This is a genomic window from Pantoea sp. GM_Pan_4 (assembly GCF_026541005.1).
In the GTDB taxonomy this organism is placed as follows: domain Bacteria; phylum Pseudomonadota; class Gammaproteobacteria; order Enterobacterales; family Enterobacteriaceae; genus Pantoea; species Pantoea dispersa.
This window is the reverse complement of sequence record NZ_JALNUZ010000022.1, coordinates 1-25,765: the sequence shown is the minus strand read 5'-3', so window position 1 is coordinate 25,765 and position 25,765 is coordinate 1. Positions and strand designations below refer to the sequence as shown.

Sequence of the window (25,765 nt, the reverse complement as noted above, 5' to 3'; positions counted from 1 at the left end):
AATGGCGACCAACTATTGCCCGATAAATCGCGACGTTACCAGCCATTAATCCGCGCCCAGCTCCCACCACAGCTTATCCAGCGCATAATAACGGTCGCGCTGCGCCTCTGGCTGGTTCAGGTCGCGCTTCCACGGTTTGGCGAGAATGTAGTGCAGATTCTTCACCTCATTGTCATGCCATAAGCCGGCGTGCTGGAACGGCAGGGTTTTCAGCGCGTTGTAGATGTACGGCAGCGGCAGCCAGCGTCCGGCAAACACCTCATTGAGCAAATCCTGTTCGGAGAACGGATAGCGGCGCAGGTCGTCAATCTCAGCCACTTTCTGCTGCAGCCAGTCGAATACCGCCTGATCCGGCTGCAGCACCAGAAAGCCGCCGTTGAGATAGTTATCAAGATCGGCGGGAGGCGTCTCACCGCGCGCCTGCCAGGTGTAGTGACAATGCTCCGGCTGCCAGCTGTCGGGATAGCTGGCGATTTGATTCGGGTTGCAGCGGCAGGCGTGACAGGCCGCCAGCGCATGCTTGCCGAGGTCAAGCGTAAACAGCTCATCCATGTTGCGCAGCACCAGCATATCGGCATCAAGAAACACCACGCGCTCGCAGCCGGTCAGCTCCCAGGCGCGCAGCTTGCTCCATACTTCACCAAACTGTGCCGAGGCATAATGCTGCTCCAGCGCGGCGTCCGGCATCAGCGGCTGGACCGGATGGATCACGCAGCCCAGCGCCTGTAATGCTTCGCGAATGCTCAGATCGATGGCATCGGTGACCATCACAATCAGCGGCCAGCGCGTTTCGCTGCGTTTGAGTGAGCGATGCAGCGCTTTCACCCCGACATAATATTCCGGCTGCGTTAACAGCGTTACCCAGGCGTACATAGCTTCTCCCCATCAAACTCAATCAAACAAAGCCGTAACATAGTCATTGCTAAAGCGGTGCGTCGGATCCAGCTGTTCACGCACTGCACGAAACGCATCCCACTGCGGATAGATGGCGCGCCACTGATAGCGCTGCGGATCGTAATATTTACCCCAGTGCGGACGTCCGCCTTCTGCCGCCAGCAGTTTTTCCACTTCGGTGAGGAAATGCAGTCCGTCCTGCGACAGTGAGCCGTCATCCGCGTAATACACCACGAAACCAAAAAAGCAGGTTGGTTGCTGATGCGCCGGGCTCATCCACGCCTGTGAAGCGCCGGTGCAGCGCAGGATGATGGGATAGTGCATGTGCGGACGATTCTGCGCGTACCAGGCTTTAATCTTGCTGATAATTTCCGGCGTTTTGGCCAGCGGCACGCCAATCTCAACGTTGATCTGCGGTACGGCGATGCCACGACAAAACAGCTGGTAGATATCGCCGCTGATGTCGGTGAAATCACGGAAGCGGGTGACGGTACGGAACTGTTTGCCGCCTTTGCCGTGAATCTGCGTGTCGCGATGCATGTGTTCCAGCGTCTGATCGATGGTATCGTTCAGGCTGCTGTCGGCCTGATCGCCGTGCTCAATCACTTCGCGCTGATGGTCGTACCATGCCTGGCTGTCCTCGGCACTGGCGACATCGGCGTTCCAGACATGCATCAGGTTGTCATCGACAAACCACCAGGCTTTGCTGAGTTCGTGCTGCTCATTCCACGTCAGCAAATCCTGTTCCAGTGAATCGGCAGACGCGGCGAATTTATGGCAGGTAAACAGGCGAAATGGCTGAGTACGCAACGTAATGGCGGTGACGATGCCGAGCGCGCCAAGTGAAACCATCGCCGCCGGGAAATCGGCGTCGCCGCGCTGAAACTCGCGCACGCTGCCATCGGCCAGCACCATGCGGATATGCAGCGCTTCGTCCGCCAGCGAACTCTGTGCCAGGCCCTGACCGTGGGTGCCGGTTGCCAGCGCGCCGGCCAGCGTCTGCACCGCAATCACGCCGGGCGAAGAGGCGAGCATGCGATCCATCTTTGTCAGGCTGTCATACACCTGCTGCAGCGGCGTGCCCGCGGCAAACGTTACGCTCTCTTCATCCTGAGCGAGGATGCCGCGCAGCGCACTGAGAACCAGCAGCACGTCCTGCGGCTGTACGCACAGCATGCGACCGGGCGACAAACGGCTGCCGAGCACGCGCACTTTGCCGTGCGAGTCGCGCAACAGCTGTTGCAGCTCGGCTTCACTACGCGGCTGATGCAATTGCTGGCGCTGGCCAACTACCGAATTCTGCGCCCAGTTCCAGAGCGCAGGCGTGTCATCGGTATGTTGCGTGTTGCGTAACGGATAGAGGAGAGCATCTTTCTTCACTACAGCGTTCCTTAATCTGAGGTCTGTCACGGTCCCGGTTATTTGATCAAGCGTAGACCATCACAGCGAACCCGCAGATTACGGGGCTTTGCGGATATAGCGCAGCGTGGCCGTCACCGCCAGCTGACGGTTGCGGCGAATACTGTCCTCTTCACTGTCGTGGGGGGTAAACAGGGTGTGGAAGGTGTAGCGGTTGGAGACGTGATGCACACAAATACTGCTGAGCAGGCGGTGTACGTCCACGGTATCCAGGCCGTCGATAAAGATGCCCTGACGCTGGCCGCGGGACAGGATGTCATCCAGCAAATCGAGGGTACTTTTGTTCATCGCTTTGATGCGCTCAGACTGCATGATGTAACGCCCGCGCAGCAGGTTTTCTGTACACACCAGGCGCATAAAATCAGGATGCGTGACGTGATAGTCAAAACTGGCTTCCACCAGTTTGATCATCGCCTCTTCCGGCTCCAGCGTAGTAAGATTCAGGCCGGTTTCATGCTGGCGGATCGCCTGATACACCTGCTCCAGCACCTCAATATACAGCTTCTCTTTGTTGATGAAGTGATACACCACCATGCGCTTGGTGGTCTGTGCCAGTTCAGCAATCTGCTCCATTCGCGCGCCCTGCATACCGTATTCGGCGAAGGTTTGCAGCGCACCCGCGAGGATGCGTTTTTTCAACCCTTCCGGGTCATTTTTACGTTTGGGTGTGGTATCCGACATAGCGCTCAATAACGGTCAATCAAACAGGCATGGTAGCACAGCCGCCCGGGGCCTTTTGGCGCGACGAGCGGCGGCATGGCTTTATTCATTTCAGGAATAGCATTCCTGGATAAATCATAATGCTGGAATAAGCAACTGCGTATACTGCGCGTATCTGTCGATCACGGCAGCTTATTTTGACTCGCGTAATAATAACACTCAGGAAATAATTTATGCACACACGCTTTGTATCAGCCAAAAATAAATTGTTGTTAACTGTCGGCGCGTTACTGGTTGCCGGCAGCGTGGTCGCGCCGTTTTCAATGGCGCAGGCGGCGGATAAAACCCTGGTGAAGGTCGGTATCATGAGCGGCGAGGACGAAGACGTCTGGCGTGAAGTGATCAAGCAGGCCGCCGCGAAAGGGCTGACGGTGAAGACCGTGATTTTCAATGATTATAATCAGCCCAACGAAGCGTTACAGAATGGTGAAGTGGATGCCAATGCCTTCCAGCATCAGCCGTTCCTGAATAATCAAATCAAGGTCAATCATTACGACATCGTGCGCGTCGGCGATACCGCCGTCTGGCCGATCGGTCTTTATTCAAAGAAAGTGAAAAGTGCCGCCACTCTGAAAGACGGAGCGGTAATCGGCGTGCCTAACGATCCGTCGAACGAGGCGCGCGGTCTGGTGCTGCTGCAGCAACAGGGGCTGATCAAACTCAAACCGGGCGTCGGCATTGCCGCGACCACGGCCGACATCACTGACAATCCCCATCACCTGAAAATCAAAGAGCTGGATTCCGGCATCATTGGTCGCTCGGTGCCGGATCTCGATGCGGCAGTGGTCAATACCGACTGGGCGCTGAAAAGCGGTCTGACCGCGGCGGATCGTATCGCGCAGGAGCCGGTGAAAGACAATCCGTACAACAACTTTATCGCGGTGAAAAAAGAGAACGCCAGCGCCCCGTGGGTGAAAACCCTGGTGGCATCGTACCAGAACGATGCCGTCAAAACGGTGTTTGACAAGGTCTACAAAGGCACGGGCGAAACCGCCTGGTAAGGAACCCATCCATGACGCTATTTTCCGAGGCCACCGTGCCCCTGACCGCCGTGGCGCGCGGCGTGATCGAAGAGACAACAGTACGCGATCGCGTGGCGCAGCACAGTAATGTGGTGCGTTTGCAGGGCGTGTCGCGCCGTTTCGGCCAGACACAGGCGCTGCGCAATGTCTCATTGACGGTGCAAAAAGGCGAAATCCTTGGCCTGATTGGGCGCAGCGGCGCCGGAAAATCGACGCTGATTCGCTGTCTCAACGGGCTGGAGCAGCCTGATGAAGGCGTAATCGAGATTGAAGGGCGGCGTATTACCGGTCTGTCGGAACAGCAGCTGCAGGCGGTGCGCAGTCGCGTCGGCATGGTGTTTCAGCACTTCAATCTGTTGTCGGCAAAAACCGTGGCGCAGAATGTGGCGCTGCCGCTGAAAATAGCCGGCATGGAAAAGGCACAGCGCAACCAGCGCGTAGCGGAACTGCTGGCGCTGGTGGGGTTGAGCGACAAGGCCGGACACTATCCGGCGGCGCTCTCCGGTGGACAAAAACAGCGCGTCGGCATTGCCCGCGCGCTGGCCGCCAGCCCGGCGCTGCTGCTGTGTGACGAAGCCACGTCGGCGCTCGATCCGGAAACCACCCGTTCGATTCTCGCGCTGCTGAAATCGCTCAATCAGCAGCTTGGTATCACCATTCTGCTGATCACGCATGAGATGGAGGTGATCAAATCCGTGGCGCATCGCGTGGCCGTCATCGACGCCGGGGAGATTGTCGAGCAGGGCCCGGTGTGGCAGGTGTTCGCCCATCCGCAATCCGCCCTGACGCGCACGCTGCTGCGCGGGTTGCTGCCGCAGCTGCCGGAGAATCTCGCAGCGCGGCTTAGCGAACAGCGTGAAGGTGAGGCGATCTATAGCGTTCACTTTGCTGGCGTGGCGGCGCAAGGGGATTTGCTGACGCAGTTTGCCAGCGCTCTGCCGGGTAAATTTCGCCTGCTGCAGGGGGGCATCGACCACATTCAGCACTACGCGGTAGTGCGTTTCTTTATTGCGCTCCCGGCCGCCAACGCGGCCGATGAGTATCAGGTTCTCAGCTGGCTGCGTGCGCAGCAGGCACAGGTGGAGTTGGTCGGTTATGTCGCCAGTGATGATTGATTTACTGCTCAACGCGTTGGGTGAAACGCTGCTGATGACGGCGGTGGCCGGCCTGTTTTCGCTGCTGGCCGGATTACCGCTGGGACTGATTCTGGTGACCACCAGCCCCGGCGGCATTGCTGAAAACCGGAGCATCAATCGTCTGCTGGGCGTAGTGATCAACGGCTTTCGCTCGCTGCCGTTCATTATTCTGCTGGTGGCGCTGATTCCCTTTACCCGTCTGCTGGTCGGCACCTCTTTGGGCACCTGGGCCGCAATTGTACCGTTATCGATCACCGCCACGCCCTATTTTGCCCGGGTAGCGGAAGTTTCACTGCGCGATGTCGATCGCGGGCTGATTGATGCGGTGCGTGCCATGGGTGCCAGCAAAATACGTATTGTCTGGGAGGTGCTGATTCCTGAAGCGCTGCCGGGCATTCTTTCCGGTTTTGTCGTCACGCTGGTGGCGCTGATCGGCGCCTCGGCAATGGCGGGTGCCATCGGGGCGGGCGGTCTGGGCGACCTGGCAATTCGCTACGGTTATCAGCGTTTTGACACCGCGGTGATGGTGGCGGTGATCGCCGTACTGATCGTGCTGGTGTGCGGTATCCAGTGGCTCGGCGATCGGCTGGTGCAGCGCATTGACAGGCGGCACTGAGAAAAACGTCTGCGCCAGTACGCTCTCCTGCAGACAAATGCTTCGCATCAGGCGCTGGCGGTGAATATTGTACAAAAACTCAACAGGCCCCTGTTAAAGGGGCCTATGGGTTAATCAGCAATTCATCCATCCTGGGCAGCAGGTAAAGACAGTTAATTCTGATGGAATGAATGATTAAAAGTCGTATTGCAAACTCAAACGATTCTGCCAGAAATGTGAATCGTACAGAGGCGATGTCTGCACGCCGGCAAAATCGGTCACGCTTAATCCTTTTAATACACCGCTGAACGCCCAGGTGAAATACACCAGATATTCCGACTGATTAATGCTGGCAGACTGTGCCGAGGGTTTTAAATCCATAAACGAATATTGTGTACCCAGAGAAAGATGCTCATTAAGCACGTAGTTCAGGTTGGTCATATATGCATTGCCACTGCCAAGATCCTGGGTACTGGTGAAAAACGGCTGGGCGAAATAGGGACCCGATGAACTGTTGTGGGCATAAGGCACCACCAGTGAACCGTTACCCCAGCTATTGGGGCTGGCAGCAATATGGTCGTAGCCCAATTTCCAGTTCAGTGCAGGAGTGAAACTCAGCGCGAGCTGAGCACCGTAAGAGGTGCTATTGACCTCTCCGGCCAGCGCTTTCCCTAAGCTGGTACCGCGAATAAACTGCAGAGCCACATCCGGCTGCAACAATGTATCCTGCCACTGCACATGACTTTCGCCATAGACAACGCGGGAATAATCAGCATATTCCTGATACCACACTTGTCCGGTAAGTTTTTTGTTACCCCACTGCGTGCCCTGTCCGCCACCAATCGCCCACATGCCGTTAGTGCGCTCATCGATATCCGAATAGGCCGTGGTATCCAGGAACTGATCGTCGCCCCAGGGCTTGTAGCGCCAGACTTTGGTCGCATGTAAATACTGGGTGCTGTCGCCATAATTGGCATCAACGCCCCTGAAGAGTATCGGTGTAATACGCCAGTCATAGTCACCGACGAAGGGAATGTTAATGCGTTGATCGCCGGCAGTAATTTTAAAATCATCCTGTTGCCAGCTTAAATAAGCTTCCCCGATATTGGTCTGATTATCACCAATGTCGCTGATGGTATGCGCTTCATCCGGGTGATCAATCCCCCGCAAAAAGATGGCGCTCACGCCAGCACGAAAACCATACGCGGGAGCCGTTTCATATTTCACACTGCCGCCGTAACTGGTGGTGTCCTGATTAAAGCCTTTGGAAAAATAGGCATTGTGCGTGGAGTAGTAGAGCGTACGTAAACTGCCGCTAACGGTACCGCAGGTGAATATATCGCTGAAGCTGTCTACACCGCTGGCATCGTAATGACAGTCGCTGATATTACTTTGTGTCGCAGCCAGTGTTGCTGGCGCGAAGGGGAAAAACAGCGCAAGTAAACCGACACGTTTTAGTGCTCTCATTGCATGATCCCTGAATAAACACACCCGATGAGGAAAGCGTAACGATGCCAGCCGGGTGAGAGGATCACCCGGCGGTGAGTTATGCCGTAAATAAAAAGTGATGATCAATTAACGCCGGGAATATGTACCGCCGGCAAGGTTTCACGTACTTCCCAGCCACGTAGCTTGCCGGGGTTTAATAAGTTGTAAGGATCGCAGGCGGATTTTAGGGCAACCACATCAGGCCGCACCATACCTTGTTTGCCATCCTCAATATGAATGACATGCGGATTATTTATTTTCACATTATGGCTACGATAAATATCCATAATGGCGTTGAGCCGTTCCGGGCTGCTGTAACGGATTAATGGCAGGCCGCTACAGGTGAGCGCACCGTTCATGTCGCGCAGAAATTCAATATGTGACATCACCTCATCCGATAATTCGGCTTCCATCGCCAGTGCCTGTTGATAATAATTATCCGGGGAATACGCGGTTTGCAGATAGGTCAGGGTCTTGTCGATCTTCAATGCCTGCAAGGTCGTGTGGTTCCAGCAATATTCAATCAGGGAGTGGCCGCTATTTTCACCTTCGGCAAAGTGCAATGCATTATGGCCATGGTGTTGCGCCACAAGGGCGGGCAGCAGACCATCACTCTCGCTTCCTGTTACCGAAATGACACCGTGTTGCCCCTTAACCTGCGCATCCGCTAAATCGCTGAAATAATCCAGTACCGGTGCGGCAAACACGGCAATCTGGCGTTTAACGATGCCCGGCGACCGCGCCAGCGCATCGGCATAAGCCATCGCGGAGGGAAAATCGGCAAAGGTATCCAGACGTTCGATCCAGTCATGGCAGGGCGCCAGCGCAAGTTCGATCTCCAGCACGATGCCATTGCTGCCATAGGCATGATGCAATAGCAGCGCATCCGGTGCCTGTAAAGTGATGATGCGCGGCGTCTCTTCCATGGTCATCATCCGAATCGACAGCACGTTGCCTGGCGCGGCCAGTGGACCGTAGTTAATCGATCCCACCCCGCCAAAACCGCCGCCAAACAGCCCGCCAAGTGTGGCAAGTTTCCAGGTTGAGGGCATGCAACGTAACTCCCAGCCGTGCGGGCGCGTGTGGGCTTCGAGATCGCCTAATCGAATACCCGCCTGCGCGCGCACCGTACCGGTGCCCAGCGCGGTGACGCTGTTCAGGCGTGTCATGTCGACTATCACACCGCCATTGAGCGGAATCAGCTGGCCATAGTTGCCGGTACCGCCACCGCGAAGGTTCAGTGGCACACGGGCTTTTGCACAGGCGGCCACCACCGCCAGCAGCTCGTTTTCATCGCGAGGACGCACGGCCAGCTCGGCAAATTTCTCTTCCAGCTGGGATTTCAGCACCGGGCTGAACCAGTGAAAGTCGCGTGACAGACGTTTCACTTTCGGCGCTTCTTTAATCCACTCCAGTTCCGGCAACGCCGCGACCAGCGCCGCCAGGGCAGACTGGCGATCGGGTTCAGACATGTAATGCTCCTATTCGTAGGGGGCGCAGGGCGGAGGTTTTCCGCCCGTTTGGCATTAATTCGGGCTTAACTCACTCTCGTGCCAGGCGGCTAATACGCGGCGCGTCAGCCACGACATCAGGGCAAACAGCAGAAAGCCGGCCAGAGAAATCAGTAACAATGCGGCAAACATCAGCGGGATATTGAGTTGATAGCCAGCCTGTAAAATCTGGTAGGCCAGCCCGGTATCCGTGCCGCCGGTGCCCGCCACAAACTCCGCCACCACGGCACCAATCAGTGACAAACCGCTGGAAATACGCAGCGCGCCAAAGAAGTAGGGCAATGCAGATGGAATGCGCAGGCGGAGTAAAATTTGCAGCCGCGAGGCATGGTTCAGCCTGAAGTAGCTCAGCAGACCCGGCGACACGCTGCGTAAACCCTGGGTGGTGCTGGAGATGATCGGGAACACCGCCATCAGGGTGGCGCACACCACCAGCGATGCGGTGGTGTCTTTCACCCAGATAATGATCAGCGGTGCAATGGCCACGATCGGCGTGACTTGCAGAAAGACGATGTAAGGAAATAACGCCGTCTCGATAAACCGATTTTGCACCAGCAAAAAGGCAATCAGGGAACCGATCACCGTTGCCAGCGCAAACGAGATCAGCGTGATTTTCAGGGTGTAAAGCAGCGACATAAACAAGGCAGGAAAGTTTTGCGCCAGGCTTTGTGCCACCACCACCGGCGAAGGCACCAGAAACGCCGGGACCTTAAACGCGGTAACCAGAAACTGCCACAACAGCAGCATGGCGACGGCCACCACCGCTGGAAACAGCCACTGTTGAAATCTACGGTTTGCTGCGAGCGGTTTCATGACTGGCTCTCCTGACTGGCTGCCAGCAGGCCGCGCTGCAGCAACTGCGCATAATGGGTAAACGGCTGGCTGACACGAAACGCATCATCACGCGGCTGGCTGGTGTCAATGCGGATATCATCCACCACGCGGCCCGGTCGTGCGGCCATCATGATCACCCGCTGCGACAGGAATACGGCTTCCTGAATGGAGTGGGTAACAAACACGACCGTCAGCTTCTGTTCCTGCCACAGCTCCAGCAGGTCGCTGTCCAGTTTGTTGCGGGTGATTTCGTCCAGGGCGCCGAACGGTTCATCCATCAACAGCACCCTGGGACGCGTCACTAAACCGCGAGCAATCGACACCCGCATCTGCATGCCACCGGAAAGCTCGCGCGGTAATACGTGACCAAACTGGCCCAGGCCAACCAGTTCCAGAATCTCGCGCACGCGGGTATCGGCTTCGGCGCGCGGAACGCCCGCCAGATCCAGCGGCAGGCGGACATTCTTGTGCACGCTGCTCCACGGCATCAGTGTCGCTTCCTGAAACACAAAGGAAAGCGGCAGGTCACGTTGATTCTCCCGGCGATCGCGGCGGAACAACATCAGTTTGCCATCGCTGGGTTCAATTAAGCCGGCAATCATTTTCAGCAGCGTACTTTTGCCACAGCCGGAGGGACCGAGCAGTGAGACAAATTCGCCCTGACGCACCGTCAGTTCGACCGGCAGCAGCGCCCGCGTCCCGTTGGGATAGATTTTCTCCGCAGAAAGCACCTCAATCGCCGGCGGCGCTACAGGCCGCGGCTGGCTATCCGGATTGATCGGCGTTATGTTGCTGGCGGTGTTCATGGCATGACCTTAACGTCTTTGATGAACTGCAGCGTGTAGCTACCTGCAAACGGCACTTTGGCCGGATCGATCAGCTTGTTGTCCACCAGCAGTTGCCATGTCTGTTTGAGCCGTGGCTCGGTAATGATACCGATACCCGCCGTTTGCGCATCACCGCCCGTCAGCATCTGGTATTTCTTCATCTGGGCAATGCCGAAGGCGATCTGCTCCTCGCTCATCTGCGGATTCTCTTTGCGGATCAGCGCATTGCCAGCGCGCGGATCCTGCAGATAGTTTTTCCAGCCCTGCATTGAGGCTTTGACGAACGCGGCCACCGCTTGCGGACGTTTTTCAATGGTCGATTTCATGCACACAATACTGTTGCCGTAAGGCGGATAGCCCCATTCGCTGATCGGGTAGACATTGGCTTGCGCATGGGCTTTCTGCACCGCAAAAGGTTCCGAGGTGATATAACCCTGCTGCACCAGCGTCTTATCTGCCAGGAATGGCTGGATGCTGAACGTGTAAGGGCGCACGCGCGCATTTTTCAGGCCGAGCGCACTTTGGGCCCACGGCCAGTAGGAGGTGTAAGCTTCCGCCGCCAGCAGGAAGGTTTTGCCTTGCAGATCGGCTTTATCTTTCACATCAGGATGGGTGAGAAAAGCAATCGCCGAGTGCTGGAACGTGGTGGCAACGGGCATGGCTTCCACGCCTTGCTGCCAGGATTCCAGTGCCTGCATGTTGTCGCTGATGATGCAGTCCGCCTGGCCTGCCGCCATCAGCTGCATGGTGTGAACCTGTGGGCCACCCATTTTCAGGCTGACGTCGAGCCCGGCATCTTTATACAGATTCTGCGCCAGTGCCTGATAAAAACCGCCATGCTCGGCTTGCGCATACCAGTTGGTCATGAAGGTGAATTTCTCCGCCGCCATGCTCTGGGCCGACAGCGCCAGCGACAGTGCCGCAATCATGTTCAATTTTTTATTCATCGTCGATCCCCGTTTAGCGCGGTGGTAAGAGTGATGCTGCGTCGTTGTGGTCTAACACTTTGCCCTGCCAGTGACCGGTGCCCCATGCCGGTTCAGCGCGCGTCACCCAGCTCATTTGATGCACTTCGGTGATGACCTGTGCCCAACTTTCCGCCAGCGAATCCAGAATCGCCGCGCCTTGTTCGGGCGTGGAAGGCCGTGGATCGCCAATCACGCCGCTGGGGCCGAAATCATAGGAAGCCCATGCCGCCATCGGTTTACTGGTGGAGAGCGTCGGGCAGGGAAATTCAGGCGGATAATTCGCCACGGCCTGGCTCATCTGCACGGTATCGGGGGCGAGCGCCAGCATCAGCGCGGTTTCCGCGTGACCGGCGTGCATCGCCATTTGGCGCTCTTTATCGTCCATAAAGCTTTCGGCGCAGTTAGGCACTTTGAAGGTGTCCTGCATAATGATGATCATGTCACCGTGGCGCAGACGCAGTTCGCGTGCGGCCATTTGCAGCGGCTGCGGCTGGCCGCCATGGCCATTCACCATGAGAAACTTGCGAAAACCGGCGCGATACAGCGATTCACCAATCTCCAGAATGGTATGTAATAAGGTTTCGCCGGTCAGCGTTAACGTGCCGGGAAAATGCAGGTGCTCATCGGATTTACCGTAGGTGATCGGCGGAATGGCGTACGCGGGGATGTCAGCGGGCAAACGTGCCAGCGCATGCCCGACCACGCCCGATGAAATCACGCTGTCCACGGCGCACGGCAGATGAGGGCCGTGCTGTTCAATCGCCCCGGTCGGCAAAACGATTACCGTGTTGGCTTTATTATCCAGCGTGGCAATGTCGGTCCAGCTCAGATACGGCAAAAAGCGGTTTGCCGGGATATAACCATGCAACATACTGTTTCCTCGCGTTATTGTGGCAACCACGCCGTGGCTTCAACTTCGATTAATACGTCCGGGCTGGGCAACATTTCACTGACCTGCACCACCGTTGACACCGGCGGTTCATCCGGGAAGAACTGCCTGCGCACCCGGCTGTAGTGCGGGAAATGGTCCAGATTGCGGAAATACTGCACCAGTTTGAACACATCGCTCATCTGCCCACCGGCGCGTTCAACGGTGGTGCGGATGCTCTCCAGCACATACCAGCTCTGTGCCAGAATCGGGCCCTCTTTGAAATCGGTAGAGAATTCACCGCTGCGTCCCAGCAGCCGTTGCGCCGCGTCAGGGATATCGCTGTAACCGCGCACGATGGTGGCGGTTTGCGGGTTCACCGGAATAATGCCGGAGAGAAAAATAAAGTCGCCGACGCGTCGCCACGCCGCATATTTGGCCAGCGGTTTACCCGCGCCATCATCAAGCGTCATCTGTTTCGTCTCCATAACGCACACCCTGTTTGAGCCGATAGCGCTGGCGCTGGCGCAGCGGCCAGCTTGCCGCATCGGCAGACGGAAAAATCACCACATCGTTGTGATAAAGCGCATCGGGCTGGCAGATGAGCTGAGAGGCTTCATCAAAGGCAGAACCCAGCTGCAGGCTCAATACGCCGCTGAACAGGGTATCGAGCGGGTCATAACTGCCGAGGGGGCAGAAAGCGTCCTGCACGTTATCAGCGCCCAGCAGCAGTGAAAGCCCCCGCGCCTGCGCTTCTTTCACCAGCGTCAATCCGCGCTGACGCGGTGTGCGATCAGGCACCGCGTCCTGCAGCAGCAGGTTGGTCAGGGGCAGGGCGATCAGCGTCACGCGGTGCAGGGCCAGCCGGTCAAGAATTTGCAGGGCATCTTCCTGTTGAGACAGCGCACAGCTGTGGCTGCAGGTAATCTGGCCACTGAACGGATGTTGTTGCAGGTAGTTCGCCAGCCAGCGCATGCCCTGCGCATCGGCATTCAACTCTTCATCTATGTGCAGGTCGATATCGAGCTGCCACTGTTCGGCCGCGTGCAGCAGATTGGCGAAGGCGACTGCATCCCAGTTGCTGCTGTGGATGAAACCGCCGAGAAGCGCGCCCGGACCGCTGACGGCCACCTGGGCGGCAATATGCTGCGCATCATCCTGGCGGGCAAAAAAGCTCAGCGGGGCGAGCGCCACGCGTTCAATACGGCACAGCGGATGCTGTAACTCACCGATCACCTGCCACGCCAGCGGCGCTTCAGGGCTGAACCAGTCGACGTGGGTGCGCAATACACCTACGCCACTCCCCACCGCCCAGCGCAACGCCTGCTCAGCGCGCTGCTGCAAATCCTCACGGCTCCAGTGCACGCGATCCTGATGCATCGCGGAAATCGCAGCCAGTAAACCGGGCTGGCGTGCCGGGCTACGCTCAAAGGTGAACGTTTTATCCAGATGCGCATGCGGTTCGATCAGTGCGGGAAGCACCAGCGCGCCATTGAGCGGCAGATAATCGGCACATGCTCCTTCACAGGGCGCAAATTTCAGCCCTTCAGGGTGAAAATGTAACGTCGCCAGCTGCGGCTGATGGCCCTGCATCGGCCAGTTGTCTGGCAGCAGCCAGCGGGGTAAGCGTGCGCCGGTCGCGCCCGGATAGATTTTCATAAATCCAGCACCAGCAGCGGAGATCGCGCACGTGAGCAGCACAGCACGATGCAGTCATTCGCGGCACGCTCTTTCTGGCTTAACACCTCGTCACGGTGGTCGGGTTCACCCGCTAACACCCCGGTAATGCAGGCACCGCACATGCCCTGTTCGCAGGAGAGTTCGATGTCGATGCCTGCCGCTGCCAGCACCCCGGCAATGCTTTGCGTCTGCCCGACGTGAAAACGCGCGCCGGAAGAAGCAATCTCCACCTCGAAGCTGTCGCCTGCAGGGGGGATTGCCGCATCAGCATGGAAACGTTCGCTGTGCCATTGTTCTGGCTGCCAGCCCTGTTCCAGCGCCCGCTGCTGCAGATGTTGCATAAAGCCAGCCGGGCCGCAGGCTACCAGCGCGCTATTGGCTGATGTTTCCAGATCGTCAGGTATACGGGTGCGCAGGCTGTCACCTTCGCTGCTGTAGTGAATAACGACACGATCACCGAGTTGCGCCAGACGCGGTGCAAACGCCAGTTCATCATGACGTTTGAGGTAGAGATGCAGCGTAAACGCCGCCTGCCGCGCGGCCAGGGCTTCCGCCATCACCAGCAGCGGCGTGAGGCCAATACCGGCCGCAAAGAGTAAGGTGCGCGGTGCATCCGGCAGGGGAAAATGGTTGCGCGGTGCCGACAGGGTTAAGGTATCGCCGACATTCAGCTGTTGATGCAACCAGCGGGAACCGCCCGTCGAGGCGGGATCAAGACGCACGCAGATTTCATAGCCAGCCGCACTGGCTGGCGAACACAGGGAGTACTGGCGCACCCCGCCGGCTGGCAGATGGACATCAATGTGCGCGCCCGGTGTAAAGGCCGGGAGCGGTTGGCCGCTGGCACTTTCCAGCGTCAGTAACAGATTGCCAGCACCGTTGGACTGCTTTGCGATGACGGTGGCGGCCAGGTGTGATGATTTCATAATCAGCCTGTCTTTACAGGGCTGTCATCAGCGTTAATGCCGCGCATGCCCTTGTCTTTATCATGGAGGCGATTATTATTTTGCCGTTGTGTAAGCGTCCATCTGTTTAATTCGCATGATGCGTTGCAAAAAAGAGAGCACCCACTATGTTTGCCTTCTCCCGTTTTCTGATTTATTTCACCGAAGTGGCCCGTCAGGGTTCGCTCCGTAAGGCTTCCGAGGTGTTACACGTCTCAGCCTCTTCAATTGACCGGCAGATTTTACGTGTGGAAGAACAGCTGGATATGCCGTTGTTTGAACGTCATCCATCAGGTTTATGTATGACGGCAGCGGGGGAGATCCTGTTTAATGCGGCTAAAAACTGGCAACGTGATTTTGGCCGGGTTTGTACGCAATTAGAGGATCTGCGTGGTTTGCGACATGGCCATGTGCATATCGCCACCATTGATGCCATAAATCGTGGCTTCTTCTCATCCATCCTGCAGCGCATACGTGAAGATTATCCCGGCATTTCGTTTACCCTCACTACCATGAGTAACATCCATATCGCCAATGCGCTGACCGCCGGCGATGCGGATTTTGGCATCATGCTAAATCCGCAAAGCTCGCGTGAACTGCTGGTGAAATCCTTCGCCGATCTTCGTCTGGGAATTGTGGTAAGCCGTCACCATCCGCTGGCAGCGCTGGAATCTATTCGCTTCAGCCATTGCGAGCCGTGGCCGTTTATTGTGCCCGCTGCGCCGTTAATGCTGGCCGATCCACTGGACGCGCTGGTAAACAGTTCCGGCATACGCCTGAAGGAAGTGGGACGCACCAATAACATTCATATGCTGCGATCGTTAGTGCGTGATGATGTCGGGATCAGCCTGATGTGCTGGCTGGATATCGTGGACGAATATCGTCGCGGTGAACTGAAATTCATTCCGTTGATCGACACGGTATTAAAACCCTTTACCCTGTCGCTGTGTGTGGCACCCCAACGCCAGTTATCCGTCGCCGCGTCAATGATGCTGGGTCAACTGGAGTTATTTTTTGCCATGATTGAGAGCGAGGAAGCGCAGGCCGGCAAGGAAGAAAAGCACCGCGTATAAAAGCCTGGGTGGCCTGACTGGCCCGCAGCACAAGATATGTCAACCCACTAACGGCCCAGCAGCCTCCTGCTATACAGGTATCACGATGGTAAAGATTGAACATGCAGACCCGCGCTCGGCGGAATCACAGTGGCTGATTGAAAAACTCTCCGCCGAGCTTGCGGCTATTACTGGCGATGGCGGGAACAGCCGCGCCAGCGTGGACACCCTCCAGGGTGAAGGCGCATTGTGGGTGATCGCCAGAGATGCGCAGGGCAGTGCCGTCGGCTGCGGCGCATTACGGCCTTTGGCACCCGGGATCGCCGAACTGAAAAGAATGTTCTCCGACCGCAGTTTACCGGGCATCGGACGCGCTTTGCTGGCGTTTCTGGAAACCGCGGCAAAAACTCTGGGATATCGTGAACTGTGGCTGGAAACGCGGCATGTTAATCAGCGTGCCGTGGATTTTTATCTGAAGCAGGGTTACCGGCAAATTGAAAATTACGGGCCTTACCGCGGCCGGGAAGAGGCCATTTGCCTGGGTAAGACACTTTAACTGCGCGATTAGCTGCCATCAGTCTGGCGGGTTTTTCTTGAAGGCGCGTATCTCCCTTCATCTTCCCGCCGACCACCGACAAACAAAAAGCCCGCTCAGGTTTCCCTGAGCGGGATTCTTTAAATCTGGCCGGATATTAAAATTGATATTTAACGCCGCCTTCGCGGGTACGCCAAATCATCATAAGAATATTTTTGTCGATACAATTTTTTGGCGGTTTCATATCAGAGAAGCAAAGCCTGTCTTCGTTACCTTGCGCTTGATAGCCTTTTCCAAAAGCATAAATAGCGATCAGGAACGGCGTGTTATTTCCAGATGGAATATTATATTTATCCAGTATTTTTTCACGATTATTTTTCCACCAGTCAATTTTCCTGGACTCAGCAAAAGGTAAATTATCAACAATAATTTTTGCTGTATTGCCATCATAATGAGCATCAATAACAGAAACTTTATCATTCCCGATAAAAAGATAAATGAGGCTGCATAAAGCTATCACCAGGGCTGGAATAACTAACTTACGCATCATCGCTTTCCCTCGATATCGATCACCGCTTCCATGTTAGTCAGAAATGGACGGAAGCCGAATCTGTCAAAATGTTGCAATACAAACCAGATTTTGAAAAACTGGAACTGGCTGAATTTTTGCTTACCTATATCACGGGCGTCAAGCCCAAAATGGTCCTGCCCGGAAAATTTGATACTCGCACGCCATCCAGTATCGTTAACATCGAGACGGATAATTTCTATTTTCGTTGCATGGACATCATGCACAGTAATCCCCATGCCATTGATTTTATCAAGTAGCATTGAGTCAAACTTTGGTAGAATTGAGAGTTTAATGGCTGAAGTTAATTGCTCTAATTTCTCCTGAGGAAAGCCCATGCTGTTATAGTCAATAAATAATCCTATGGTCTCACGCATGATCGACGTTGTTTTTCTGGCATCATAATCAGAATGTAACTTATCACGGTACGCTAAATTAAGTTGAGCGTTATAGAATGCTGAACCGCGTGAAAGCTGAAAATGCCTCAGCATTTGATTGATAAGATATCTGTGCGGACCGATGAAAGAGTAAGGCAGAGAAGTTACCTGCATCTCTTCAAACAGTAGTTGCGCACATTGTTCAACGCTGAGTTTGCCACCACGGTGTATGCCATTGTATGCCCCTGCGAACCTCGATTGCGGAGTATCAAAGGCAGTCAATCGGGTCAGGGTGTAAGGATCCACCACGTTTGATATGTTGACCAGTCCAAACTCTCTTTTCAGCCTCTCTTCTGGGATATCCCCATAACGCATGTCGTCAGAAGAGTAATCATTAAAACGCCGCTGGGTGGTGAAAACCGTTGCTGGAAATACAGCATTACTCATAGAAAGTGCTCCCTTGCTGGTGTTTGTCCCTGTTGAAACACACATGAATGCGCAGATTTGCCCATGCTGCGGGTTTTACCGCTTCACTGCCTGGTGCCAGAACAAAAAATGATCATTAAATTCCGTAAGCGGCACAGAGTTTTTGCGGAGCAATCCCGGGGAGCACATGCCTGCGACTGAGGACAGGGTGAATGCAGCGCTGGTCAGCCAGCAAGCCATGGCAGGATGGTGGTGTGGAGAAGGGGGACGCAGAAGACAAAAAGCCCGCTCAGGTTTCCCTGAGCGGGCTTCTTTAAATCTGGCTCCTCTGACTGGGATCGCCTTCGCCAGTAACTGGCTGATAAAAATAGTGATCCATAATTCTCGAGTTGTCAAGACCACCAAAGTGACCCCATTTTGATCATGCGCTTAACCACATTCAACGTACGGAGTAAGGCTAATTCAACCAAATCAACTCTACAGTGGATTGTCTAAGAGTTCCCTTTTCTGTGAAATTAAGTTCGGACATTCGCATAAAATGAATTGACAGATCTTGAAGCATGGATAATTTGCATTTTTAACTGGATAAAAAAACAGTGTTGAATTAAGATGTTTGTGATTGATTTTCTGAATTTTTTGTTTCAAAAAATGATTTCAGCATTTACATTATCTATATGTTTTTTTGGACCAATGTGGAATGTTATGGCTGAGTTACATGAGGTTAAACCGAGAGAACAAGCAGGCAGAGACACATTAGAACGATATAACGCTCAAATTCGAGCGGCCAGTATCGCGTGTTTATCAATTTTAGAAGGTAAAGATGTAAAACGTGTGTTTTGTGAATTTCACGACGATTTTGTGGTCGAGAGAGTTGTCGCTAATGATATCCATTATACCTTTGTGCAAGTCAAAACTAAGGAGAAATTACGTGAAATATGGAAACTTCGAGAAGTATTTGGAATATTAAAAAGAAAAACTAAAAAAAACCCTCAAACAGATGAGATGATTAGAGATAGTTTTGTCGGTAAACTATTACAACACACTATAAATTTTGAAGATACCTGTAAGGAAGTCATTTTTCTTACAAATACCCATATTGACGAAGATATTGAGAATGTCATTGATGATATTAAAACCGATGCGTTTTCCAGTGTACATTGTAAACTGATTATTGATTCGTTTAATAACTGCTTCATTTCTATCAGAGACGGGAAGAAAAATCTCGAAATTGAAGAAATAAAAGAAAACCTCAAGAAATTAAAATTTAAAACCGATGTTGAATATATAAAAAGCAAACATGAAACATTTGAGATTCTTGCAAAGGAAAAAATTTTTAAATACAGCGAAATAGATTTATCACATATTGAAGCTAAGGAGATATTACTTTCTCTTTTAGCTCTTGTTAATAATAAGTCAAGCGTAAAAATCAACGATTGCTCAAGGGGCAATATTAAGGATCTGTCTGGAATAGACATAGATGATTTATTGGATGTACTGAGTATCTCCAAAAATGCTTATTATGAGTTTCTTTATAATGGGGATGAGCATGCATTGAAATCAGCATCTGTGATTGAGAGATTGTTAAGAAAGGCTGGAGCTAGTGAAAGTCAAATTGATTTTTTTGCAAGGTGTAAAATAAAATGGGATCAGTGGTTAAGAAAAAACAGACATGTAATTTCTGACTTAGATTACATTACTATAGATAGTGAAATAAATTCAACATTAGATAAGCTGACATTTATGCATGGTGTTTTATTTCTCTCAGGCTTAAGATCGGTTGTTAATGAATTACATGATTCGTTATTTGAAAATAATTTACTTAATTCTTTAGATAAAGAAGCTTTGACTGGAAGCCTCTTTGCGAGACTTGTAGAGCGTTCAAAATGAATTACGATGAATTTTTCGATAGTATATCTCAAAAAGATATTAGAATAGATATAAAAAATATTGAAAGACAAGAAAGTGTTGGCCTTAATAACGAAGCTCTTTTTCAACTTCCTTTAATAGCCATGATAATACTTTTAATATCTAAAAATAGAGTGAAACCAAGAGTAAATGAAGTTGGAGGTTTGGTAGGGAAACTTTTAGAGGATGTCATGCTAGGTTTTAAAGGATCATCACAATTATTAGGATGGTCAGCAAATCTTAGGATACGAACCGTTACCGCTTTGAATTTCCTTGAGTCAGTATGTCTAATTATAATAGACGAAAGAAATAACAAGTTAAACATTACGAAATTGGGGAAGAAAGTTATTGACGAAGTGTTTATATATGAAAGTGATTTGTCTTATAATCTAGCCTTGATAGATAGAGCATACAGGAATTACTGCGTTGATTCAAAATTGGACGGTGAAATTTTATGAAATTATTAAGTCTCAAAATAAATGGAAGAGATTTTTCAGGTCTTGAATCAGATGAGCTTATTTTTGGGGAGCATATAACTGAGCTTTATGGCCCAAATGGATGTGGCAAAACTCCATTATTACAATCTATCTCCTATTGCTTAGGGTATCCATGTAAGTTCAGAGAGGATATTTATAAACTATGCAAATCGGCCACCCTTACTTTTACCATAGGAAATGATAATTTTAGGGCGACAAGAGATTTTGAACATACTGAGTTCATTTTATCATTAGTATGTAATAGCAAAAAATCAATGTTTTATAATCAAGCGGATTACTCTAAATATATCCTAGAAAAGCTATCACTAGCATATCCATCTCTTCTTACAACCCAAAATAAGCAATCATACCCGTATTTAGCAACTATTTTACCAATTTTTTATTTAGATCAGGATTTCGGATATTCAAAGTTTTATTATTCACCAAATAATTTTATAAAAGATCAATTCTCTGAAATGCTTAGAATTGTATTCTTTTTGCCCGAAAAACATTCCTTCGATGTTAAGAAAAAATCCATTAATATAATGGAGGAAATTAAATACCTAGATAACTCGTTAGCTATACAAAGAAGAGATATTGAAATAGCTAAAGAGGCTAATAAAGATAAAGATATAGAATCTATCGATAATTCAATTATAGATCTAAAAAATGAACTTTCAGTATTGAAAAATAGTAAGTCATTGAAGAATGATTCCCTTCATAGCATTGATGAAATTATAAGAAGACAAAAAGAAAACTTGAGGGATTTAAACGAAGAACTGAGTTTTATCGCTAGAAGAGAGTCTTCATTAGTTCAGATAATGAAAGAAATTAATACAGAGATCAATACGTTAAACCTTAACGAAGAAGCTAAAAGAATATTTCGTTCTTTTGAAGAAATATGTCCGTCTCTTGATTGTAAAATGTTTTCGCGTAGTTCGGAAAGTTATGCAAAACATCTCTTATATCTTAAAGATCAAATCAAGGATATTGAAAGAAGCTTGAATTTGGATGGAGGACGATATGATCAAATCACACAAGAAATAGCTTATGTTAATAAAACTGTCGAAGACCTCAACTCTATGAGAAATGGAATCATAGAAGAAGAGGACCTCTCATCAGTAATTGATGCAATTTCTTCAATAACATCTATGTTGTTTAAATTACAGTTAGAAAAAAGTGAGTTACATAAAATATCAATTTTGGAGGATAAGTATGTCGAAATGCTTAATAAGCGGGAAAATGCGCTAGATAAACTGGAGGGGTTAGGTAAAAATAGACAGTCAATACCACGGCTAACGCGGGTTAAATCTACATTGAGAGAAAAGTACATCAGTTGGCTAAAAGTTTTAAAAACCCCAAACATAGATTTTAATATATCATTTGAGCAAGATTTTAGCCCTGTTCTAGGTTTTGAAACTTTAGAGCAACTCAAAGGAAGTACAAAAGTAAGAGCTATACTTGCTTATCGTAGTGCATTAATTGAAAGCATGCTTGAATTAGAAAATAAATCGTTCATGTTTGCAATATTCGATACGCCTAAACAGCATGAGATACATTACGAAGATATCAATAATTTCATTTTTAATTTGAAGAAGTTATCTCAAAAGTTTAATTTTCAATTTATATTCTCTTCCACAGAGTATAAGTATTTAGGTGATGAAAATGATATTTTGCTTACACCAAAATATCCTGGTGAACAGCATGAAATGTTTTTAAGAAGATACTAGTTTAATTTTTTCATGCCGTTTATTACGGCATGTGTCATTTTATTATGGCAAGTTATATATAATGATATGAGCACCTCCTTAAGCATCCCTGCAAAACGAATCATCCACTTTTAGAGATCTTCCGACAGCCGGATTATGTTCCCTGAGGACATCGCTATGCGTTGAACCCTATTCACGGAACACCAGATCATCGCCGTTTTGAAGTACGTCAAAGCCGTACGTGCTGTCAAGTATTTCTGCTGTGAAGCAGGCATATCTGTGGCCTCGAACTACAACTGGGAAGCTAAGTACAGTGGGATGGAAGCCTCTGATATCAAAAAGATGAAAGGCCTTGAGGATGAAAACCGTCGTCTCAAAAGGATGTTTGCCGAGCTTGGTCGTGAATATGGGGCACTGAAAGATGTCATCGAAAAAAGCTTTAAAACCAACGATAAAACGTGAACTTATGGGCTATCTGATCGCAAAAATTTGGCATGAGCATCTGCCGGGCATGCAGGAAGTTATCACTGAGTAGGGCAGTCTATTTTTAGCAGCCCGAACCCCCACCTAAATCCTCTCTTAGAAAAATTATTTGTCAGCAAGATGTAAATACTAATCGAAATTCGATTTTTAATCTTCATTCTTCAAAAATAATTGTTAAAAAACAATTGCTTATAAAAATAATCTTAATTATTTCATGTTTACTTGACTGTCGTAATTTTCGGTAATAAATTGAAACATGAATTCGATTTAAAAAGTCAATGATGATTCCTCCTAAAAAAGATAGGTGAAAAATGAGTAACAATAACTACGTTGTTAAAATTTCCGATGATAAATTTGAATTTAGTGATTTCACCTTTGACGATGCCAAAGTTACAGGTGGAGAGTTGGCTGATGTTTTTGGTGTGCACCCAGTTGAAAATTATAGGGTTTATCAGCAGGTAAAAAATTTAGAGCTGGAAGAATTAAGGCCTAATGAAAAAATAGATATTTCCAGCCCTAGCGATATTTATATCATAGAAGGCGATGCTAGTTATAATTTTACTGTTGATGGTCTCAACTTGGTTTGGCCGAGGGCAATCAGGGGGGGGGATATAAAGAAACTTATCAAAAAAAACTCAAGCGATTTCGATCTATTTTTAGAGTATAAGGATGAGGCTGATCAAATAGTTAATGATGATAGGCTTATAGATATTACCCAACCCAGTGTTGAACGCTTTTATACTAAAAAGAAGCCTGACTTATCATTTGATATTTTTGTAGAAGGAATTTTACATAAGTGGTACAAAAAAGAAATTAGTTATGAAGAGGTAGTCACATTGGAAGTGCCTGATTACGCTACCCACCCTGAAATAACGTATTCTGTTAAATATAAAAAAGGTCCAGGGGTAAAGCCTGAAGGCATTCTCACTAAAGGCGCTATCATTAATGTAAAAAACGGGATGGAATTCAATGTTTCAGAAACTGGTCAGTCATAATCAAGACTTAAACTTGTTAGTTGAAAAAGGTTATGCGGTAAGCTTCGATAGTAATTATCTGATAATTAGAGATATTCCTTACTTAAATGAAAGTAAGGAATTATTGTACGCTGCATTTATATGCAAAATCGTATATAAAGACGCAGAAACTGTTATGCAAGAAGATCATCAGGTTTTTTTTACCGGAGAATCTCCTTGTGATGTAAACGGCATGTTGATCCCGAATTTAGCAGACCGTCCTGCTACATTAACATTAAGCGAAAATTGTACAGATTTAATAGTTCAAAGACAATTTTCAAATAAACCCTATGTAAAAGGGGTACCTGGCAACTTTGAAAATTTTTTTAAAAAAATTGAAAGCTATACATCAATAATATCTGGACCAGCTATGGAATTATACAATGTTGATCCTTATACCTTTAATCATAAAATTGATATAGAAGAAAATAGCGTTTTTAAATTCCAAGATACTTTAACGAGCAGAGCCGAAATAGTTGAGTTGTCGAATAAATTTAAAAGTGAAATTGTAGCAATTATAGGGCTAGGGGGCACTGGTTCTTATATTCTTGATTTTTTGGTCAAGACTCCAGTCAAGGAAATAAGGGGGTTCGATTTCGACGATTTCTTCATTCATAATGCTTTCAGGTCTCCTGGGAAAACGGAAAATACCGAGTTTAAGAAAAAGAAAAGCACTGTATATCAGGAGCGATATGATAATTTCAGACATGGAGTTTTCCTTAAAACACAGAAGATTGGTACAGAATCATTAGAGTTACTACAGGGAGTGACTTTTGCTTTTGTCTGTGTAGATAATGGGGAGTCAAGAGCAGAGATATTTGAAGCATTAATTAGTTTAGGAATACCTTACATTGATGTTGGCATGGGCTTATCTAAGAAATCAGGAACCTTAAGCGGAATGATAAGAACTACTTACTATCCGGAGGGGAGCGCCCAAGAAGTGTTGGATAAAAATCTTTCTGACTTATCTAAACAAAGGGATAATTTATATCGCACTAATATTCAAATCGGCGAGCTCAATGCATTGAATGCCTGCTTGGCAGTTATAAAATTCAAGCAATATAAAGGATTTTACTCGAGTGAAGAAGACTTTTACCATACATTATTCAACATATCTGATTTGAAAATTGTATCTGAGTCAATATCATGAAAACTTTTACTATAAAGCTAGTTGAAGTTGATAGTATGCCTAGAGATCTTGAGCCAAATACCCTTTATTACTCGGAAAGATTTGGTACGGCATCTCATTTATGTGCATGTGGATGCGGAGCAAAGATTAGAACCCCAATAGATGTCAACGAGTGGAGTATTGTTAAAACTGAGCAGGGGCCAACTTTACATCCCTCTGTAGGTAATTGGCAAAAAGAATGTAAATCTCACTATTATATTAGAAAGGGTAAGATAGTATGGTGCGGCGCTTGGACTGAAAAGCAAATCCAAGAGGGAAGGTATAGAGAGCAACAAGCCCGAATTGACCATTATAATCGCATTTACTCCAAGCAGAGCGTGTTTAATAAAATTTGGTTGTGGATTAAAGATAAACTTGGCTTATAAGATTTGGGTTTTTGAAGTATTCATGGGGGCAATTAGATTGCTCCTCCCTAATATTTTATTGTAATTTTTTTAAATTAAATATGGATGTATGGTTAATAAATTTTTTGCAAAACGCAAGCTCAAAAGGTGAACAGGCGGGGCCCTAGGTAATAGAACTCCTTAAAAAGCGGCCAGTAAAACTTGCATCGGCGGTGCTGGACAATAAAATGGCCAGAACCATTTGCTCTATTCTGCCTCACGATAAGTAGTATTTAAACCAGCCGGAAACGATGTAGCTGTTAAGGACTCAAAATCAGTAAGTCTCCTGCGATTGCTCAACTAGTCGTAAGTAATGACAAAATAGGTAAGGTCCAGGCGTACTAAACCTGAAAAATTATCGAACTCTGAGTTCGTACAAGTAACGAGACATAAGCCAGCGAAGTTCATTAGGGCTCGCGTCAGCTTAGGCTGACACAACAAGGCCGGAAATATAACTGCAATCGCCTTAATGTTGTAACCACAACTGCCTAGCACATGGGAGGTGCTTATATATAATGATATGGCTAGTCGGGAGATCAATCTAGGAGAGGGATTTTAATTTTTACTGGCTTGGAGTGACTGTTAATTATTAATTAATTCATTTTTTATATTATTTTTATGCCGACTTGTTGTTTGGATTGATTTTTCTGAATAAATTTTAATTTAGCTATCATATATATGAATCAGAATGGCGGAGCGAGACTTTACAGAAAAAACCATCTCCAGCGAACATGAATGCCTAA

General features: G+C 49.4%; 25 protein-coding genes and 1 pseudogene. 12 read left to right on the top strand and 14 right to left on the bottom strand.

Going from position 1 to position 25,765, the window contains the following annotated elements; translation table 11 throughout:
* Nucleotides 1-45: 45 nt before the first annotated feature.
* The 3 genes from OXR61_RS23095 to OXR61_RS23085 form a co-directional block, all read right to left on the bottom strand.
* A complete protein-coding gene (locus tag OXR61_RS23095) occupies nucleotides 46-873 on the bottom strand; it encodes a glycosyltransferase family 8 protein (protein ID WP_021509766.1) in 828 nt (275 codons plus the stop codon).
* Nucleotides 874-891: 18 nt separating this feature from the next.
* Nucleotides 892-2,274, bottom strand: a complete 1,383-nt coding sequence (locus OXR61_RS23090; RefSeq protein WP_021509767.1) for a D-arabinono-1,4-lactone oxidase — start codon at nucleotides 2,272-2,274, stop codon at nucleotides 892-894.
* A 78-nt stretch (nucleotides 2,275-2,352) separates the two neighbouring features.
* On the bottom strand, nucleotides 2,353-2,994 hold the full coding sequence (locus OXR61_RS23085) for a TetR family transcriptional regulator (RefSeq protein ID WP_021509768.1): 642 nt from the start codon (nucleotides 2,992-2,994) through the stop codon (nucleotides 2,353-2,355).
* A gap of 212 nt (nucleotides 2,995-3,206) precedes the next feature.
* On the opposite strand from OXR61_RS23085, the gene OXR61_RS23080 reads away from it, so the two are divergent.
* From OXR61_RS23080 to OXR61_RS23070, 3 genes are read left to right on the top strand one after another with little or no spacing between them, the layout of a single operon-like run.
* The gene (locus tag OXR61_RS23080) at nucleotides 3,207-4,034 is read left to right on the top strand and encodes a MetQ/NlpA family lipoprotein (RefSeq protein ID WP_021509769.1); all 828 of its coding nucleotides are present in this window, start codon (nucleotides 3,207-3,209) and stop codon (nucleotides 4,032-4,034) included.
* Nucleotides 4,035-4,045: 11 nt separating this feature from the next.
* Complete coding sequence (locus tag OXR61_RS23075; protein ID WP_021509770.1) at nucleotides 4,046-5,170, top strand: ATP-binding cassette domain-containing protein; 1,125 nt, start codon at nucleotides 4,046-4,048, stop codon at nucleotides 5,168-5,170.
* Nucleotides 5,151-5,807, top strand: a complete 657-nt coding sequence (locus tag OXR61_RS23070) for a methionine ABC transporter permease (protein ID WP_031280162.1) — start codon at nucleotides 5,151-5,153, stop codon at nucleotides 5,805-5,807. Before OXR61_RS23075 ends, OXR61_RS23070 begins: the two co-directional genes overlap by 20 nt.
* A 174-nt stretch (nucleotides 5,808-5,981) precedes the next feature.
* Here OXR61_RS23070 and OXR61_RS23065 read toward each other — a convergent pair whose 3' ends face one another.
* The 9 genes from OXR61_RS23065 to OXR61_RS23025 all read right to left on the bottom strand — a co-directional run bounded on the left by OXR61_RS23065 (nucleotide 5,982) and on the right by OXR61_RS23025 (nucleotide 14,888).
* Nucleotides 5,982-7,253 carry a TonB-dependent receptor gene (locus OXR61_RS23065; protein WP_021509772.1) on the bottom strand — a complete coding sequence of 424 codons (1,272 nt, stop codon included), beginning with the start codon at nucleotides 7,251-7,253 and terminating at the stop codon, nucleotides 5,982-5,984.
* Nucleotides 7,254-7,357: 104 nt separating this feature from the next.
* The gene (locus OXR61_RS23060; RefSeq protein WP_021509773.1) at nucleotides 7,358-8,746 is read right to left on the bottom strand and encodes an FAD-binding oxidoreductase; all 1,389 of its coding nucleotides are present in this window, start codon (nucleotides 8,744-8,746) and stop codon (nucleotides 7,358-7,360) included.
* Nucleotides 8,747-8,800: 54 nt separating this feature from the next.
* Nucleotides 8,801-9,598, bottom strand: a complete 798-nt coding sequence (locus OXR61_RS23055) for an ABC transporter permease (protein ID WP_021509774.1) — start codon at nucleotides 9,596-9,598, stop codon at nucleotides 8,801-8,803.
* Nucleotides 9,595-10,425, bottom strand: a complete 831-nt coding sequence (locus OXR61_RS23050; protein ID WP_021509775.1) for an ABC transporter ATP-binding protein — start codon at nucleotides 10,423-10,425, stop codon at nucleotides 9,595-9,597. Before OXR61_RS23050 ends, OXR61_RS23055 begins: the two co-directional genes overlap by 4 nt.
* A complete protein-coding gene (locus OXR61_RS23045; protein ID WP_021509776.1) occupies nucleotides 10,422-11,393 on the bottom strand; it encodes an ABC transporter substrate-binding protein in 972 nt (323 codons plus the stop codon). Before OXR61_RS23045 ends, OXR61_RS23050 begins: the two co-directional genes overlap by 4 nt.
* Before the next feature lie 13 nt (nucleotides 11,394-11,406).
* Nucleotides 11,407-12,285 (bottom strand): creatininase family protein, encoded by an 879-nt coding sequence (locus OXR61_RS23040; RefSeq protein ID WP_021509777.1) that lies wholly within the window; start codon nucleotides 12,283-12,285, stop codon nucleotides 11,407-11,409.
* Between the two features lie 14 nt (nucleotides 12,286-12,299).
* Nucleotides 12,300-12,755: a RidA family protein gene (locus OXR61_RS23035; RefSeq protein WP_021509778.1), complete on the bottom strand. Its 456-nt coding sequence runs from the start codon at nucleotides 12,753-12,755 to the stop codon at nucleotides 12,300-12,302.
* Entirely contained in the window at nucleotides 12,745-13,941 is a 1,197-nt protein-coding gene (locus tag OXR61_RS23030) for an amidohydrolase family protein (protein WP_021509779.1), read from the bottom strand. The genes OXR61_RS23035 and OXR61_RS23030 overlap by 11 nt, the downstream gene beginning before the upstream one ends.
* A complete protein-coding gene (locus OXR61_RS23025) occupies nucleotides 13,938-14,888 on the bottom strand; it encodes a PDR/VanB family oxidoreductase (RefSeq protein ID WP_021509780.1) in 951 nt (316 codons plus the stop codon). Before OXR61_RS23025 ends, OXR61_RS23030 begins: the two co-directional genes overlap by 4 nt.
* 146 nt (nucleotides 14,889-15,034) lie before the next feature.
* On the opposite strand from OXR61_RS23025, the gene OXR61_RS23020 reads away from it, so the two are divergent.
* Together OXR61_RS23020 and OXR61_RS23015 are read left to right on the top strand one after the other, a co-directional pair.
* Nucleotides 15,035-15,979 (top strand): LysR substrate-binding domain-containing protein, encoded by a 945-nt coding sequence (locus OXR61_RS23020; protein ID WP_021509781.1) that lies wholly within the window; start codon nucleotides 15,035-15,037, stop codon nucleotides 15,977-15,979.
* 85 nt (nucleotides 15,980-16,064) lie between these two features.
* On the top strand, nucleotides 16,065-16,514 hold the full coding sequence (locus tag OXR61_RS23015; RefSeq protein WP_021509782.1) for a GNAT family N-acetyltransferase: 450 nt from the start codon (nucleotides 16,065-16,067) through the stop codon (nucleotides 16,512-16,514).
* Nucleotides 16,515-16,650: 136 nt separating this feature from the next.
* On the opposite strand, the gene OXR61_RS23010 is transcribed toward OXR61_RS23015, so the two are convergent.
* Complete coding sequence (locus tag OXR61_RS23010) at nucleotides 16,651-17,043, bottom strand: DUF943 family protein (protein ID WP_021509783.1); 393 nt, start codon at nucleotides 17,041-17,043, stop codon at nucleotides 16,651-16,653.
* A complete protein-coding gene (locus OXR61_RS23005) occupies nucleotides 17,040-17,885 on the bottom strand; it encodes a DUF3289 family protein (protein WP_021509784.1) in 846 nt (281 codons plus the stop codon). The genes OXR61_RS23010 and OXR61_RS23005 overlap by 4 nt, the downstream gene beginning before the upstream one ends.
* A 588-nt stretch (nucleotides 17,886-18,473) precedes the next feature.
* Between OXR61_RS23005 and OXR61_RS23000 the strand changes: the two genes are divergently transcribed.
* The 7 genes and pseudogenes from OXR61_RS23000 (at nucleotide 18,474) to OXR61_RS22970 (ending at nucleotide 25,004) form a co-directional block, all read left to right on the top strand.
* Nucleotides 18,474-19,751, top strand: coding sequence for a dsDNA nuclease domain-containing protein (locus tag OXR61_RS23000; protein WP_227505318.1), 1,278 nt, complete (start codon nucleotides 18,474-18,476; stop codon nucleotides 19,749-19,751).
* Nucleotides 19,748-20,227 carry a hypothetical protein gene (locus OXR61_RS22995; RefSeq protein WP_039356835.1) on the top strand — a complete coding sequence of 160 codons (480 nt, stop codon included), beginning with the start codon at nucleotides 19,748-19,750 and terminating at the stop codon, nucleotides 20,225-20,227. The genes OXR61_RS23000 and OXR61_RS22995 overlap by 4 nt, the downstream gene beginning before the upstream one ends.
* Nucleotides 20,224-21,975, top strand: coding sequence for a hypothetical protein (locus tag OXR61_RS22990; RefSeq protein WP_047740633.1), 1,752 nt, complete (start codon nucleotides 20,224-20,226; stop codon nucleotides 21,973-21,975). Before OXR61_RS22995 ends, OXR61_RS22990 begins: the two co-directional genes overlap by 4 nt.
* Nucleotides 21,976-22,161: 186 nt before the next feature.
* Nucleotides 22,162-22,502, top strand: a pseudogene (locus OXR61_RS22985) (transposase); the annotation flags it as partial.
* Nucleotides 22,503-22,748: 246 nt separating this feature from the next.
* Entirely contained in the window at nucleotides 22,749-23,432 is a 684-nt protein-coding gene (locus OXR61_RS22980; RefSeq protein WP_080962815.1) for a multiubiquitin domain-containing protein, read from the top strand.
* Nucleotides 23,407-24,600: a ThiF family adenylyltransferase gene (locus OXR61_RS22975; protein WP_047740634.1), complete on the top strand. Its 1,194-nt coding sequence runs from the start codon at nucleotides 23,407-23,409 to the stop codon at nucleotides 24,598-24,600. Before OXR61_RS22980 ends, OXR61_RS22975 begins: the two co-directional genes overlap by 26 nt.
* Complete coding sequence (locus OXR61_RS22970; RefSeq protein WP_071844519.1) at nucleotides 24,597-25,004, top strand: DUF6527 family protein; 408 nt, start codon at nucleotides 24,597-24,599, stop codon at nucleotides 25,002-25,004. The genes OXR61_RS22975 and OXR61_RS22970 overlap by 4 nt, the downstream gene beginning before the upstream one ends.
* The last annotated feature ends 761 nt before the right edge of the window (nucleotides 25,005-25,765 follow it).

Bases quoted from the DNA above. Each gene is read 5' to 3' on its own strand.
- OXR61_RS23095 (WP_021509766.1), bottom strand. From the start codon at position 873: ATGTACGCCTGGGTAACGCTGTTAACGCAGCCGGAATATTATGTCGGG.
- OXR61_RS23085 (WP_021509768.1), bottom strand. From the start codon at position 2,994: ATGTCGGATACCACACCCAAACGTAAAAATGACCCGGAAGGGTTGAAA.
- OXR61_RS23080 (WP_021509769.1), top strand. From the start codon at position 3,207: ATGCACACACGCTTTGTATCAGCCAAAAATAAATTGTTGTTAACTGTC.
- OXR61_RS23075 (WP_021509770.1), top strand. From the start codon at position 4,046: ATGACGCTATTTTCCGAGGCCACCGTGCCCCTGACCGCCGTGGCGCGC.
- OXR61_RS23070 (WP_031280162.1), top strand. From the start codon at position 5,151: ATGTCGCCAGTGATGATTGATTTACTGCTCAACGCGTTGGGTGAAACG.
- OXR61_RS23065 (WP_021509772.1), bottom strand. From the start codon at position 7,253: ATGAGAGCACTAAAACGTGTCGGTTTACTTGCGCTGTTTTTCCCCTTC.
- OXR61_RS23060 (WP_021509773.1), bottom strand. From the start codon at position 8,746: ATGTCTGAACCCGATCGCCAGTCTGCCCTGGCGGCGCTGGTCGCGGCG.
- OXR61_RS23055 (WP_021509774.1), bottom strand. From the start codon at position 9,598: ATGAAACCGCTCGCAGCAAACCGTAGATTTCAACAGTGGCTGTTTCCA.
- OXR61_RS23050 (WP_021509775.1), bottom strand. From the start codon at position 10,425: ATGAACACCGCCAGCAACATAACGCCGATCAATCCGGATAGCCAGCCG.
- OXR61_RS23045 (WP_021509776.1), bottom strand. From the start codon at position 11,393: ATGAATAAAAAATTGAACATGATTGCGGCACTGTCGCTGGCGCTGTCG.
- OXR61_RS23040 (WP_021509777.1), bottom strand. From the start codon at position 12,285: ATGTTGCATGGTTATATCCCGGCAAACCGCTTTTTGCCGTATCTGAGC.
- OXR61_RS23035 (WP_021509778.1), bottom strand. From the start codon at position 12,755: ATGACGCTTGATGATGGCGCGGGTAAACCGCTGGCCAAATATGCGGCG.
- OXR61_RS23030 (WP_021509779.1), bottom strand. From the start codon at position 13,941: ATGAAAATCTATCCGGGCGCGACCGGCGCACGCTTACCCCGCTGGCTG.
- OXR61_RS23025 (WP_021509780.1), bottom strand. From the start codon at position 14,888: ATGAAATCATCACACCTGGCCGCCACCGTCATCGCAAAGCAGTCCAAC.
- OXR61_RS23020 (WP_021509781.1), top strand. From the start codon at position 15,035: ATGTTTGCCTTCTCCCGTTTTCTGATTTATTTCACCGAAGTGGCCCGT.
- OXR61_RS23015 (WP_021509782.1), top strand. From the start codon at position 16,065: ATGGTAAAGATTGAACATGCAGACCCGCGCTCGGCGGAATCACAGTGG.
- OXR61_RS23010 (WP_021509783.1), bottom strand. From the start codon at position 17,043: ATGATGCGTAAGTTAGTTATTCCAGCCCTGGTGATAGCTTTATGCAGC.
- OXR61_RS23005 (WP_021509784.1), bottom strand. From the start codon at position 17,885: ATGAGTAATGCTGTATTTCCAGCAACGGTTTTCACCACCCAGCGGCGT.
- OXR61_RS23000 (WP_227505318.1), top strand. From the start codon at position 18,474: ATGTTTGTGATTGATTTTCTGAATTTTTTGTTTCAAAAAATGATTTCA.
- OXR61_RS22995 (WP_039356835.1), top strand. From the start codon at position 19,748: ATGAATTACGATGAATTTTTCGATAGTATATCTCAAAAAGATATTAGA.
- OXR61_RS22990 (WP_047740633.1), top strand. From the start codon at position 20,224: ATGAAATTATTAAGTCTCAAAATAAATGGAAGAGATTTTTCAGGTCTT.
- OXR61_RS22980 (WP_080962815.1), top strand. From the start codon at position 22,749: ATGAGTAACAATAACTACGTTGTTAAAATTTCCGATGATAAATTTGAA.
- OXR61_RS22975 (WP_047740634.1), top strand. From the start codon at position 23,407: ATGTTTCAGAAACTGGTCAGTCATAATCAAGACTTAAACTTGTTAGTT.
- OXR61_RS22970 (WP_071844519.1), top strand. From the start codon at position 24,597: ATGAAAACTTTTACTATAAAGCTAGTTGAAGTTGATAGTATGCCTAGA.